The sequence below is a fragment of the Acetonema longum DSM 6540 genome (assembly GCF_000219125.1).
Lineage (GTDB): Bacteria > Bacillota > Negativicutes > Sporomusales > Acetonemataceae > Acetonema > Acetonema longum.
This window is the reverse complement of the sequence record NZ_AFGF01000211.1, coordinates 13,505-27,076: the sequence shown is the minus strand read 5'-3', so window position 1 is coordinate 27,076 and position 13,572 is coordinate 13,505. Positions and strand designations below refer to the sequence as shown.

The window sequence follows — 13,572 nt, the reverse complement described above, 5'->3', positions numbered from 1 at the left end:
CTATATGTGNNGCATTTTTTCAGCTCAACTTTGCCAACAAACGAGTAAACTTAATGCTGGATATATGACTGTGGTAAGCGAAGTCGATGTTCGGGAACTTGGCACGATGGAATTTTTGCACCAGAGCGCTTTTTAACCAGTTAATCGATCTACAGCATATTGGACAAATCGTTTAACCGCCGGTGATGCATTTTCCAATGATGAAAGTGCGATACCCAACGTAATTTGTTGTGGGGGGTCAAGGGGAAGTTTTACGACATCACATTGCCATTTGCGAGTGATCAATTCATTCATAATACTCATTCCTAACCCCTGTTCAATCATAGCCATAGTAGCGAAATTTTCTAACGTAGAAAATTGGATGCTCGGATTTAAATTATTATTTTGAAATAGTGCAACTACATCAACGTCGCGTCCAAGAGCTGGCATGATAAAACGCTCGTATTCACAATTCTGAAGCGGGTATGATGTTTCAGTGGCAAGTGGATGTGTTTTCGGCAATACGGCCAGCATTTGATCTTTAACAAGCGGTATCCAGTCATAGGGCATTGGTTCTTTGTAGCTCAAAAAGGCCACATCTGCAATTTTTTCATCTAGCCATTTAGTTACTTCCTGCCGAATTCCTTCCATCAGTTTGATTTGGATTTGCGGATAATTCTCTTGAAACGCCCGAATAACACCCGGTAGCCAGTGTGTTGCAATACTAGAGTATGCAGCGATTGTAATGCTGCCTATCAGAAGGCCATTCATTTCAGCCGCAAGTTGGTAAATACGATTTTCCTGCAAAAGAAACTCCCGCACAGCAGGTAAAATTCTCTCTCCATTCTCGGTTGGGATTACCCCTTTTTTATTTCGGCGCAGCAGAGAAAAACCTAGTTCATTTTCAAGAGCATTAACAAGTTGACTCACCCCGGAGGGAGTATAATTCAAAACTTCTGCCGCTTTTGAAAAACTCCCAGCTTCAACAGCGGCCAAAAAAGCCTTGCATCTTGCACTTTCCATAAATACCTCCATTAAGTCATACTAAATATAAATCAAACAAATCTTAGTTTTACTTTATGATAGATTTATTCTACAATATGGTCAAGGAAAAAACAATGTTTGAGCTGTAGGAGGATACAATGAAAATATCTATATCTGATGAAATCAAAATAGTATGTCCGGGAACCGTACTTGGCATTTTGCACTACAAAGTAACTGTAGAGCCCAGCTCTACCAAACTCCTCGACATTTTTGATAGTGCTATTGCTAAATTATCTGATGAATATACATTGGATGCTATTGTGCAAAATCCGCATATTGCGGCTACCCGACAGGCATATAAAGCGCTTGGAAAGTCACCTCATGAGTATCGTAATGCGGCAGAAGCCATGCTGCGGCGAATTATAAAGAACTCAGAGCTATATCACATTAATAATGTTGTGGAGGTCAATAACCTGATCTCCGTTTCCTCCGGTTACTCCATTGGCTCCTATGATTTAGGCGAGTTGAAGGGGGCTGTTGAACTGCGACGCGCCGAAGATGGTACTCATTACGATGGCATTGGGAAGGGGAGTGTGAATATTGAGCATCTCCCTGTTCTGTATGATGATCTCGGGCCGTTTGGCAATCCAAGTAGCGACAGCTGCAGAGCTATGATTCAAAGTGGCAATCGCAATGTTATTTCGGTTTTTTATTCTTTTGATGGACGCAAAGGACTCAAGCCATGGATAGAGCAGTTTTCTGCAAACTTGGAGCAGTACTGTGGGGTCAGAGGTATTGAAATATGGATCGTGTAATATGGTCCTCCCGTATTTGTAAAGATACATGGAGAAATGCACAATCGGAAAGGATTATCTTTTAATGCGGGTATTACAAAGCCAGGAATTTAAGGGATATTTACAGGTTTTTGTCGCCGGTGTATTATGGGGATGCATCGGTCCTTTTATTCAGTTGATGGAACAATATGGTTCATCGTTCGCGTTTACAAGCTTTCTGCGTATGGCCTTTTCCTTCATTATCCTCGCAATAATTACCGTTGCAAAGTTCGGCGTTCCTTCTCTCCGTGTAAACCAAAAGACACTGCTGTTATGTGCGCTTCTAGGCCTTGTTTGCCATGGAATTTATAATGTGTTTTATAGCATAGCCGTCACTCTGACCGGCGTTACGGTTAGTGCCGTTTTGATGAATACTGCCCCGGTATTTACTACCATAGCCTCTTGCTTTTGGTTACGCGAAAAATTCACATGGGTAAAATCTGCGGCAATGCTTGTAAATATCACAGGGTGCACTTTGGCTGCGACTGGTGGAAATTTTGATGTAATGCTTTTCTCGCTGACCGGTATTCTTTGTGGAATTGGATCAGGTTTCTGTTATGGCATGACCGCAATCATCGGGAAATTAGCCGGAGAAAAAAGCAATGCTTTTGTTATCAGCACATATAGCTATCTGTTTGCTGCAGCCGGCCTCGTTGTTTTTATGAATCCCTGGGGAACGCCCGTTCCTTGGAATGAGAGTGTGCTTCTATTGGGATTTCTCTATGCCTTGATACCAACAGCAATCGCATATCTTTTCTACTATCAGGGTTTGCAAAAAATCACAGAGAGCAGCAAAGTCCCTGTGATTGCGTCCGTTGAAGCGGTCATTGCGGCGGTGATTGGCGTTGCGATCTTTAAAGAGCAGGTAGATATGATGAATCTTATTGGTATCTTTCTGGTAATAGGATCAATTATATTAATGAATTATAGAATCCATCCTCAAATAAGCCATAACAGTAACTGATGCGAAAGTCACACTCGCGGTATAGAGAAGAGCGAAACCTTACGCAAATGCATCTATACTCTTTTGCCTTCGCTACACCTGTTTTCTATTATTATGATTTTCGATCAGGTATTCTTTATTGTAGATCAAAACCCACTTCCTAGCCTTGCGGCTTAAAAGTGGGCTTTGTACAATCTGTGCCATCAGACTTCACATAATCTGATGGCATTTCAGCATTTTTCGCTAATCGGCTTTGCCCACAATAATATCCTCATATTTACACAGTCCGAGCGAGTTGAACTTGACGCCGGATATATGGCTGTGGCAAGCAAAGGCGATGTTCGGGTGATAGAGGAAAATCCAAGGCGCGTCTCCGAAAATGATCTGCTGGATCTCGCGGTACGCCTCGAGCCGTCTTTGGGGGTTGAGAATTTTGTTGGCCAGGGCCATTTTCCGGCTGACGGCCTCGTTTTTGTAAGAAGACCGGTTGGTGGAAAGATCGGGAGTGAACAACGGCTGCAGAAAATTGTCGGGGTCCCCGGTATCGGCGATCCACCTGCCGATATAGACATCGCATTTTTCGCGGATATTGTTGACATTGAGATAGCCGGCGGACGGGGTATTCACCAGGACGCAGTCGATGCCGGCCGCCTCCAGGTCTTCCTTGACATACTCGGTAATTTTGTTGAATAAGCTGCCTCCGGCGTCCTCGCGATATAGAATCCTGAGCTTGGGTGCGCCGCTCAGCCCGGCGCTTGCCAGCAGCTCTTTCGCCAAGCGCGGATTGTATTTGTAGCCTGCCAGGCCGGGATCGCTGACAATGCCGGGCGGATACGGACCCTTGGCCTCGATGCCCAGTCCGCCCAACAGCTCGTCGATAATCCGTTTTCTATTAACCGCGTGATTGAGGGCTTTTCTGGCCTCGCGGCTTTGGATATAAGGCGAACGGGAGATCAAATTGAAGCCGGCGTAATAGATGCCCATAAGTTGAGAATCGGTGATCGTAATCCCCGGCCGGCCTTTCACCTTATCCAGCAAAGCCTTGCTGTCGATCAGCATGAAGTCGTAGGCGCCATTGAGGAACTCCTCGGGAGCCTCTTTGGGAGCCATCCGGACGCTGATGCGCCGGGTGTAAGGTTCGCCGTTATAATGGTCCGGAAAGGCTTCCAGACGGCATTCGTCTCCGCTGACGGCCAGGCGGTAGGGACCGCATCCGACAATATTTCCTTTAGATAATTCATCTAGGTCGATGATCGAAGTATAGAACTGACCCAGGTTGAGCAGGAAACCGCTGTAAGGCGAAGACAGCCGGATGTTGATACGGTACCGGTCCAGCACCTGGATGCCCCGCACGGAGGCGGCTTTGCCAGCCATATATTCTTCCGCGCCGTCGACATACTGCAGGGTCCAGCTGTTGGGGGACCGGGTCGCCGGATTCAGAATGATCTCGTAACAGCGTTTGACGTCCTCGGCCGATACTTCCCGCCCATTATGAAACTTGGCGCCGCGGCGCAGGTTAAAGACCCAGGTATTGTTCTCTTCCAGGTGCCAGCTCTTGGCCAGGCCCGGGCAAAGCTGTCCGGCCGAATCAATGGACAGAAGGCCGGTGTGGACATTGGAAATGACCTGTCCTCCCGTCCAACTGGTGGACATGAACGGAATAAACGTATCGATGGTTTCCGGAACGCTTGTCCGCGCTTCGCTGCCTTTAAACGAGGCGCTGTCCGACTCCTCCAGCATTTGAGCGGTTATTCTCCTGAGTTCGGTGGAAGCGTCCGTGAGCGAGTTGAGAGATGTTTTCACAAATTGGGTGTAAAGGGAAGCCAGCTCAGCGGTGGACATCAGTTTGCCGAAGGAACTGCCCATAGTTTGCGCCGAGTCGGTTACATGTTCAAGACTGGCCGTCTGCTTGGAAATGGCGCTGTGAATCTCGTCATAGACCCCGCCGCTCCGGTTTACGGCGGCAATAATAGTGCCGAACACTTCCGCAGTGCTGTTGGCAATCTGAGTTCCCAGCTCGACTTTGGCCGCGATGGCGTTCATGGCTCCCAGCGTTTTATCGATGCTTTGATTAATTTCGGTAATCGTGCGGCCGATGTATTCCACCGATTCAACACTGCGCAGGGCCAGCTTCTTGACTTCCTGGGCGACCACCGCGAAGCCTCTGCCGGCTTCGCCGGCCCGCGCCGCTTCGATCGAAGCGTTGAGGGACAACAGGTTGGTGCTATGGGCGATGTCCTTAATCATATTGAGCAGTTCGTTGATATGAGCCGCTTTGGCCTCCAGAGCGGTGACAACTTGTTTGGCCTCGTCCACGGAGGCGCCGATTTCGCTGATCGCGGCGATCGAATTTCCCACGGCGGCGGTTCCTTCTTGCGCTATTTCCAGAGTTTTATCGGAAATCTGCTTGGAGTTTTCCGTGCTCGCGAATACTTCTTCTGCTAAGGCCGAGTAATTATTGATCTCATCGACCACCTTCTCGATCGAGCTCATCTGCGTTTCCGCCGATTGCGCGATTTCGGTGGTGATCTGAATGAGACTATCTGCTGCAAACCCTGTTTCGTCGATTTTGTTACGGATTTTGTCCACAGCGCATTTTTGATTGTGCCGGAGAAGGATAGCCTTTCCATCTTGTTGCTTGGCGGGCGCAGGTTTAAAATCCGGAGTCGTTGAAGCTAGGTTGGAACCCTTCTTAGACCAGAACATCCCGTATTTCCTCCCGACATTACATAGTATTGCAAATGTTCAGTACTTCGGTAACCGGCCATTATTTTCCTGCCCTGAAGGCGAGATTTGTAGAAGAGTGTTTCGAGGCACGGGGACCATCGCCGAACTGGCTGGGTGATTGGAATGGGGAGGAGCAGTAGTTGCTATAATCGTCAGTTTTTACCTGTTAACGAATCTCTCTAGTTGTTGGACCAGTATGGCTATTGTTTTGATATTATGCTAAAATTAACCTGTAATGATAAACTAACGCTTAATCTTGTATTTAAGTTTTCCAGGGTTCCGCAGTTTACAGCTGGCAGGTCCGAGCGAAAACGCAAAGTTGGACTGTGGACAAGGAAGGATAAAAGCCTGGGAGTTATTTCATAATATTTCTATGGCTTTTTATTTATTGTGGAGGTATTTTATGAAAAAATTTGTTATTGAAGATGGCTTTTGGAACCTGTTTCCCAATGCAAGGATTGGTGTCATTACTTGCCAGGGCATAGATAACTCTATAACAAATACAGACAAATATAAGGATATGATTTACCATTCAGAAAAGGAAGCCTTAAAGTATTTGAAGAATGCAGAATTCAGCAGTAATGAAGTTATAAAAGTATGGAGAGAAGCATTTCAAAAATTTAAAACAAAAAAGGGTACAAGATCATCAATTGAGGCGTTACTAAAACGCGTGCATAGCGGAAATCATCTAGGAACTATTAATCCTCTGGTTGATATTTACAATTCTATTTCATTAAGATATGGACTGCCTTGTGGTGGCGAGGATATTGATACATTTGCTGGGGATATACGATTGACTAAGGCAGTTGGCAATGAAGAATTTGTTACGCTGGGGACGGATGAAAACGCACCGCCTTATGAAGGTGAGATAATATATAAAGATAACGCAGGAGCCATTTGCAGATGTTGGAATTGGCGCGAATCAGTAAGGACAATGCTCACTGAAAATACAAAGAATGCTTTTTTGTGTATTGAGTTAATTGATGCAAACAGGCTAGAAGAGTTTGAGAATGCTTTAAAAGATTTGGCAGGTACAGTAACGGATCATTTAGGCGGAACGTGTAAGATTTCAATTCTGGACAACAACAATAAAGCAGTATTAATAGGAGTAGGAGAATAAGAAATAAATTCTAAAGGCCCAAAGCTCATCAAATGCTTTGGGCCCTTTTTGTATTATTTTTTTCTGATTCTTCAATAAAATTCATTTCAAGCAACAAAGCAACCCCGATTTTACCCGCTAAATGATCCTGGCAGGTCCGGAAAGTGCAATCAAGTGAAGACTTCCATACTTCGATTCTAGCCGAATTATTGCCGTGCTACAATAAGGACAGAATAAAATTATATACCGGAATAGTAAAACAGGGAGTGACAAAGTATGCGCGACAGGCAAAATAATGAGATGGATTTTTATATTGGTGATCATGCGGTTTTATTCGGATTGATTGCTAAATTCAGTGAAGAAACTCTTGGCGATACAGGACTGGAAACCTGCAGGCAAGGGGTAATCATCATGGCCAGGGAACGAGGGTTACGAAGCGCGAAAAGATGTCTGGCCAATGGTGATGAATTGACCATTAAAAGTTACCTGTGCTATGCGGAACTGTTCGATAGCAAAGGCTGGAACCAAGTAGAAATTAATGCATACGCACCGATATATCAAACAAGCACAATTCGTTGCGGCTGGTACGATACTTGGAAGAAATACGGGTTCGAAAAATACAGTCTCATATATTGCGCGGGAATAGACAAAAATATATTATATGGTTTTAACCCGCAATTACAACTGGACATGGACAAGGTTTTAGCGGATGGTGATGATTGCTGCGGCTTTAAGTGGATAGGTTGCCGTTTTGATGATAAAGCTGAGCTCGATGCCATTATGGAGAAAAGGATGCATAATTTATCAAATATAACAAAGAAATTCCTTTATCAGACCGGGCATTTATTATCTACTTTACAAAGGACTCTATATCTGGAACACGGATTTATCGCCGGCAATACTATAATTGATAATAGTTTGGAAGCATATGCAAAGATATTTTCAAAAGAAAAATCTGATCGGATTCGTACAGAAGCAAAGAAAAATTTTATGCTTGTTGATCCGGAATGAAACAGATAAAGGCAGGTGTTTGTAATGATATTGGTTTTATTTGAAGTGACAATAAAAAAGAATTATATGGATAGTTATCTTGCCTTAGCCGCTAATCTTAAACATGATCTCGTAAAAAGCGAAGGGTTTATACGGGCGGAGCGCTTTTCCAGTCTGGTAAATGAAGGAAAGCTGCTGAGTCTGTCCGTTTGGGAGAATGAGGAAGCAGTAAGGGAATGGCGTAATCAAACAGAACATCGTATGAGTCAGGGCCAGGGACGTGATTTAATATTTGAAAGCTACACCATTACAGTTGCGTCTCAACTTCGCAGTTATACCAATATCGAACGGTCAGGCGCTCCGGAAGATTCCAATGAGTTATTTAATATACAATTATAATGATCGCGTATCCTGCGATATAATTATGAATGAAAAAGTTTTTTTCAATAAGGAAAAGAGGAAAATGGAAAATGGAAAATGGAGTGATTCTAAACGCATGTATTTTGCATACGGCGAGAAAGAAACAGAATATTTGAGGCAGAAAGATAAAAGACTGGGAGAGGTGATTGAGAAAATAGGTCATATTTATCGGAAAACGGATACGGACTTATTTTCTTCTGTCATTCACCACATCATAGGACAGCAAATTTCCACAAAGGCACAGGCAACGATTTGGCAGAGAATGCAGAATACCTTTGGGACGGTTACTGCCGGCAAAATTGCCATAACAAATGAGAATGAGCTGCAAGGCTTTGGTATGACTTTCCGCAAAGCGGAGTACATCATCGATTTTTCCCAAAAAGTACAGGACGGCAGCTTTGATTTGGATGGAATCCGACAGAAGACCAACGAGGAAGCGATTGCTGCGCTATCTGCCCTAAAAGGTATTGGCGCGTGGACGGCTGAAATGATTTTACTTTTCTGCCTGGAGCGTCCCGACGTTTTTAGCTTTGACGATTTGGCGATACAGAGAGGGCTTCGCATGGTTTATCATCACAGAAAGATAGATCGGAAGCTGTTTGAAAAATATCGCAGACGATTCAGTCCTTACTGCAGTGTTGCCAGCCTGTATCTTTGGGCTGTGGCCGGCGGCGCAGTGGAGAATATGAGAGACTATGCGCCAAAGCGAAAAAGAGTCACAGCACATTGATAAGATTTTAGGAAAATGCAGTAAAACCAGGCCCGGCTTTTTTCGGGCCTGGTTTTACTTTGGATGTTTACTGGTTGACCTTGAGCAGCCTGAATTCAGCCCCTTCATAGATCCTGACTGGCTTTCCCCGTTCCAGCAATTCGTGCTGCATCCACATGGCTTGCTTCCATAAAAGTTCCTGCGCCATATTTTGTTCCATGATAATTTCGTTCAGCCGGATCAGAGCCAATTTTTTATTGGTATGCTGATCGCGTCCCTGGGTGGAGACAACGCTGGTGCCAGTGGGAACATGGATGGCTCTTACGGCTGTTTCCACTTTATTGACATTTTGGCCTCCCTTGCCGCTGCTGCGAAAAGTTTCAAACCGGATCAAACCTGCGTCAGAAGTTTGCTTTTGGCTGGCTGCATTTTTCTGAATGATACTGACTCCAATGAACCAATTCTTGCGTTTATGTTTGGGCCGAAACGGACTTTGCGCAATCCACTGGATGGTCCCGGCGATCTTTTCCGGGATTTGAGTTGCTTTGAGGACGATTGATTTATAGCAGTGCACATAGCCGCCCGCTACCTGCGACACAATCTCCACATCACCGCATTCCTTTTTCAACACTTGCAGGAATTTTCCTACGGCCAGTTCACATTCCAGGGGGCCTCTGCCGGAGGTGATTTGAATAAGCATATCGTTCACTTTTCTCACCCCTTATAAGTCAGCACCGGACGCAGGGTGGCGACAACAGTAATCAGTTCATATTGCAGCAGGATGTCAATGACACTGTCAATACTTTTGTAGGCTTCAGGCGCTTCCTGAAACAGCAGGTCGGTATCGTGGCATACGACCCTGCTTTTTAATTTTGTCTGACGAATGGTGTCCCGGTCATACTTTTCCCGGATGCGGGATTTGCATAAGCTCCTGGCCCATTTTCGCCCGGCGCCGTGGGAGAGGGAAAAGGCGGACATGGCTGTATTCCCGGCCGGTTGTACAATATAGGTAAGGGCGCCTCTGGAACCGGGGATAACGACCGGTCCCCTTTCGGCGGATACGGCCCCTTTGCGGTGAATGTACAAGTCTCCTTTTTGTTCCATGAAATTATGCTGGCAATCGATTAATTTTTTTGCTTGGGGTGTATAGCCTAGATAATCGAGCAGCTTGACGACGACGATTTCCCGGTTTCTCTCAGCCCAGAGAATGGCCTGATCATGTTCCTCCAGATAGCTTTTGATGGGTTCCGTCCCTGTTATTCCCCGGCAATCCTGATACCGTTTTAAGATGCTTTGCCCATAGCCTCGCGACCCGCTGTGCACCAACAGCAGCAGTTGGCTGTCCTTCAGGCCTATCGCATGGCAAGCCGTGTGATCATAGCTTGTGTCCACAACCTGGAATTCAGCAAAATGATTGCCGCCGCCGATGGTACCCAAATCATAAATCGGGCTTGGTTCATTATAGGGGTTGACTGTGGGGAGATCGACCAATTCCCGGATATTGTTGAGTTTGGTAACCCAGCGCTCCAGCTTAAACTTTCTGCCGTCAAGTCCGGTATCATACAGCCCCATGCCGCAGCCTATATCGCCGCCGATGATATGCGGGTAGATAACCCCTTGGGTCACGACTGCCATCCCAACCGGAGATTTCCCCGGATGCAGGTCGGGTAACCCCACTGTTTGCATGGCGCCAGGAAGATCTGCCACTCCTTGCAGCTGAGTGACGGCTGTATGTTCCATCCAATTCTTTTCATTGGATATGATTGTTATATTGCTCATGGGATGATTCTCCTTATTTCTTTGCTTAAAAATGGACATAAAAAAGCCGCAGCAACCAAGCTGCGGCCTACATATATCCTACCTGTAAAGGGCACAAAAAACACGATAACCTATCGTGCCGTAATAAAAATATTAGGCGTGTGGTTGTCTGAAAAAAGACTATTAAATTCGGTTCACCTTAAAATGATTCATTACCAACATAGCAAGCATTCCTTTTGCCTAATATTTCTACCGGTTCTTACTATATAATCCATAAAGATGTTTGTCAAGTGAATTTTTGGCGATAGTATCAGACAGGCTGTTTCTCTAAATCCAACAGATACTGTTTAATCGCAAGACCGCCTGCATATCCGGTCAAACTGCCGTTAGCCCCGATCACACGGTGACAGGGGACAATGATCGGAATGGGATTGCGGTTATTGGCCATGCCTACAGCCCGGGTGGCTTTAGGATTGCCGATCATGACAGCAATGTCTTTATAACTGCGAACTTTACCGGCGGGAATAGTCTGCAGAGCTTCCCACACTGATTTTTGAAAATGGGTGCCATCTAACCGGACCGGCAAATCGAATACCATTCTTTTACCGGCAAAATATTCGTTTAACTGCCGGGCTGCCTTTTGTATCAGCGCAGTTTCAGCCAGTTCATAATCTTCAAGTTTCTGCTCATTCTCAAATAGAATATGAGATATGGCGCCGTCATCTTCGGCAATCCCGATTTTTCCGATGGGGAAATCTAAATACCATATATTCTTCACGATACATGCTCCTCTGTAGCTTTTTTTGCAGTTCTATGTTCACGGCGATAGCTGTTGGGCGTGGTTCCCGTCTGTCTCCTGAAGAATCCATAAAAAGCGGACAAGCTGTCAAATCCTATATCTTCAGCGATTTCGATGATAGGCAGGGCTGTTTCGGCGAGCAGCTTTTTCGCAGATTCAATACGTTTTTGATTCAGATAATCTTTAGGCGGCACGCCATAGTGCCGTTTGAAAATGACTGACAGATGATTGGCGGATACTCCGAGATGTTTCATTTCTTCTTTCAGCCGTTCCCTTTCCCGGTAATAATCATCGATTAATGCTTTTGTCTGACTGGCGATTTTTAACATAGGGTCATAATCAAACAGATCGGGGCGGCAGCGCTTACATGGCCTAAAACCTGCCTTTTCAGCTTCTGGGCGGGTTTTGAAATAGTGGACATTCTTCCTGAGAGGGGTTCTTGACTTGCAGGAAGGACGGCAATAGACGCCAACTGTTTTGACTCCGTAGAAAAATTCTCCGTCAAGGCGTTCGTCACAGTTTATGACTGCCTGCCAGAGCTCATCCTCCGAATGCCCCATCGTTTTCAACTCCCGTACTATTTCAAGCTGCCTCACTTAATTATAGAATACCATGCCGGCATAAGTCTTGCTTGTTTTTATGATGTAATTCGGTATCGCCAGTGACTGCAAGTGTTCTATAATGATCTTCAAAGGAATTTAGAAAATTTCTGCAGAAAGCTTTCTTGAATTTAAAATTAGGGGGGATAGCCATGAAGGTAACCGTTGTCATTGAGAATTCGGTGCCTGCCGGCGCTAAGGGACCCTTTGTTGGTGAGCACGGACTGTCACTTCTGCTTGAAACCGGTACGCAAAAAATACTCATTGATACCGGGCAATCCGGGGCTGTAGTCCATAATCTAAGTCTCCTGGGAGTTCATTCTCGGGAACTTGACGCCATAGCAATCAGTCACGGACATTATGACCATACAGGGGGATTGCCGTGCCTGTTAAGACATCGGCGCAAGCCGGTTCCTGTGTACGCTCACAGTGGGATATTCAAAAAGCGCTATGCGGTGGCAAATGGCCGCCGAAGTTATGCTGGTTTGCCTTTCACAAAAGAAGAAACGGATATGCTTGGCGTTGATTGGATTTTTGCTGATGAACCAATGGAGATCGCCCCCAAGCTTTGGCTTAGTGGCGGCATCCCTCGCGTAACCGGCTTCGAAATGGGCGATGCCAAACTGGTTATTCCCGATGTCCAGGGTTGCGATTGTCAGGATATTGTGCGAGATGATACAGTGCTGTATTATTCAGGGGAACAGGGTTTAGTGGTCATCGGCGGCTGCACCCATTCCGGTCTGGTCAATGCCGTTACCCGCGGAATGGAACTGACGGAACAGACAAAATTGGCCGGTTGGATAGGTGGGACGCATCTGGGGCCGGTTTCCCAAGAACAACAGGAACTGACTCTTGCAATGCTGGAACAGTATTCACCCAATTTCATTGCCGCCAATCACTGCACTGGATTCGATATGATGGCCGAACTGAAGGCTCGTTTTGGCAAGAAATTTATTCCTGCCTTTGTCAGCACGGTCATTGAATTTTGAATGCGCATGGTGGATACAATTTATTTTAAAAGGAGAATGAAAATGAATGATATACTAGAAAACATATTAACAAGAAGAAGCATTCGTGCTTTCAAGAAAGATCAAATACCGGAGGAAGATTTAAATACCATTCTTGTGGCAGGAAGCTACGCCCCGAACGGAATGGGACTGCAGGACTGGAAATTCACGGCTATCCAAAATGCGACTACGCTTAAAAAAGTTAATGAGGCTATCCGTCAAACCCTTTTATCTATTCCGATTGTGCCGGAAATCCACCCGTATGTTATGAGCCTGATTGAAAAAGCAAAAGACGAGAATGCGGACTTCCTGTATCATGCACCTACCTTTATTATTGTCTCAAACTTAAAGGATAATGGGAACTCCATGCCGGATTCAGCTTTAGCCATCGGCAATATGATGCTGGCAGCACATTCCATTGGTATCGGTTCCTGCTGGTTAAATCAATTGCCGGGATTGACTCATTTACCTCTTATTCGTGAACTTTTAACAGACTTGGATGTTCCGGAACACCATATTGTGTATGGATCGGTTGTTATGGGTTATGCGGCAGGGGAATCCAAGCCGGCGGCTCCGCGTAAAAATGTCATACACATTATTCGTTAGCTGCGGTAAAAGACAATTACATATGTCGAGTGCCAATACTAAAGGGGGCGCGTTGCGTTTTTGTTAAAACGTTCAGCGCCCCCCTGTTAGTTTCTTGTACTTTATTATCATTTGTTTAT

The 13,572-nt window shown here is 45.4% G+C and carries 14 protein-coding genes and 1 riboswitch; of the genes, 8 read left to right on the top strand and 6 right to left on the bottom strand.

What is annotated here, in order from left to right; translation table 11 throughout:
* Window positions 1–132: 132 nt before the first annotated feature.
* On the bottom strand, window positions 133–1,002 hold the full coding sequence (locus ALO_RS17005) for a LysR family transcriptional regulator (protein ID WP_004098470.1): 870 nt from the start codon (window positions 1,000–1,002) through the stop codon (window positions 133–135).
* 119 nt (window positions 1,003–1,121) lie between these two features.
* On the opposite strand from ALO_RS17005, the gene ALO_RS17000 reads away from it, so the two are divergent.
* Both ALO_RS17000 and ALO_RS16995 read left to right on the top strand, forming a co-directional pair.
* Window positions 1,122–1,778 carry a B3/B4 domain-containing protein gene (locus ALO_RS17000; RefSeq protein WP_004098465.1) on the top strand — a complete coding sequence of 219 codons (657 nt, stop codon included), beginning with the start codon at window positions 1,122–1,124 and terminating at the stop codon, window positions 1,776–1,778.
* Between the two features lie 64 nt (window positions 1,779–1,842).
* Window positions 1,843–2,760, top strand: a complete 918-nt coding sequence (locus ALO_RS16995) for a DMT family transporter (protein WP_004098457.1) — start codon at window positions 1,843–1,845, stop codon at window positions 2,758–2,760.
* 222 nt (window positions 2,761–2,982) lie between these two features.
* Here the strand turns inward: ALO_RS16995 and ALO_RS16990 are convergent, their stop codons facing one another.
* Window positions 2,983–5,445: an ABC transporter substrate-binding protein gene (locus ALO_RS16990; protein WP_004098455.1), complete on the bottom strand. Its 2,463-nt coding sequence runs from the start codon at window positions 5,443–5,445 to the stop codon at window positions 2,983–2,985.
* A gap of 281 nt (window positions 5,446–5,726) precedes the next feature.
* Window positions 5,727–5,823, top strand: a riboswitch (guanidine-I (ykkC/yxkD leader).
* A 46-nt stretch (window positions 5,824–5,869) separates the two neighbouring features.
* Between ALO_RS16990 and ALO_RS16985 the strand changes: the two genes are divergently transcribed.
* From ALO_RS16985 to ALO_RS16970, 4 genes are all read left to right on the top strand, one after another.
* Window positions 5,870–6,586 (top strand): B3/B4 domain-containing protein, encoded by a 717-nt coding sequence (locus tag ALO_RS16985; RefSeq protein WP_004098453.1) that lies wholly within the window; start codon window positions 5,870–5,872, stop codon window positions 6,584–6,586.
* Between the two features lie 255 nt (window positions 6,587–6,841).
* A complete protein-coding gene (locus tag ALO_RS16980) occupies window positions 6,842–7,576 on the top strand; it encodes an L-2-amino-thiazoline-4-carboxylic acid hydrolase (RefSeq protein ID WP_004098451.1) in 735 nt (244 codons plus the stop codon).
* 24 nt (window positions 7,577–7,600) lie between these two features.
* Window positions 7,601–7,954 carry an antibiotic biosynthesis monooxygenase family protein gene (locus ALO_RS16975; RefSeq protein WP_004098449.1) on the top strand — a complete coding sequence of 118 codons (354 nt, stop codon included), beginning with the start codon at window positions 7,601–7,603 and terminating at the stop codon, window positions 7,952–7,954.
* A 97-nt stretch (window positions 7,955–8,051) separates the two neighbouring features.
* Window positions 8,052–8,705 (top strand): DNA glycosylase family protein, encoded by a 654-nt coding sequence (locus ALO_RS16970; RefSeq protein ID WP_040293755.1) that lies wholly within the window; start codon window positions 8,052–8,054, stop codon window positions 8,703–8,705.
* 67 nt (window positions 8,706–8,772) lie between these two features.
* Here the strand turns inward: ALO_RS16970 and prfH are convergent, their stop codons facing one another.
* The 4 genes from prfH to ALO_RS16950 form a co-directional block, all read right to left on the bottom strand.
* Window positions 8,773–9,384: a peptide chain release factor H gene (gene prfH, locus ALO_RS16965; protein WP_040293754.1), complete on the bottom strand. Its 612-nt coding sequence runs from the start codon at window positions 9,382–9,384 to the stop codon at window positions 8,773–8,775.
* A gap of 14 nt (window positions 9,385–9,398) precedes the next feature.
* Complete coding sequence (locus ALO_RS16960; RefSeq protein ID WP_004098444.1) at window positions 9,399–10,463, bottom strand: RNA ligase RtcB family protein; 1,065 nt, start codon at window positions 10,461–10,463, stop codon at window positions 9,399–9,401.
* Between the two features lie 289 nt (window positions 10,464–10,752).
* Window positions 10,753–11,220, bottom strand: a complete 468-nt coding sequence (locus tag ALO_RS16955; protein WP_004098443.1) for a methylated-DNA--[protein]-cysteine S-methyltransferase — start codon at window positions 11,218–11,220, stop codon at window positions 10,753–10,755.
* Window positions 11,217–11,801 carry a bifunctional transcriptional activator/DNA repair enzyme AdaA gene (locus ALO_RS16950; protein WP_004098442.1) on the bottom strand — a complete coding sequence of 195 codons (585 nt, stop codon included), beginning with the start codon at window positions 11,799–11,801 and terminating at the stop codon, window positions 11,217–11,219. The genes ALO_RS16955 and ALO_RS16950 overlap by 4 nt, the downstream gene beginning before the upstream one ends.
* Before the next feature lie 191 nt (window positions 11,802–11,992).
* Between ALO_RS16950 and ALO_RS16945 the strand changes: the two genes are divergently transcribed.
* Complete coding sequence (locus tag ALO_RS16945; protein WP_004098441.1) at window positions 11,993–12,829, top strand: MBL fold metallo-hydrolase; 837 nt, start codon at window positions 11,993–11,995, stop codon at window positions 12,827–12,829.
* A gap of 42 nt (window positions 12,830–12,871) precedes the next feature.
* A complete protein-coding gene (locus tag ALO_RS16940; protein WP_004098440.1) occupies window positions 12,872–13,453 on the top strand; it encodes a nitroreductase family protein in 582 nt (193 codons plus the stop codon).
* Window positions 13,454–13,572: the final 119 nt, after the last annotated feature.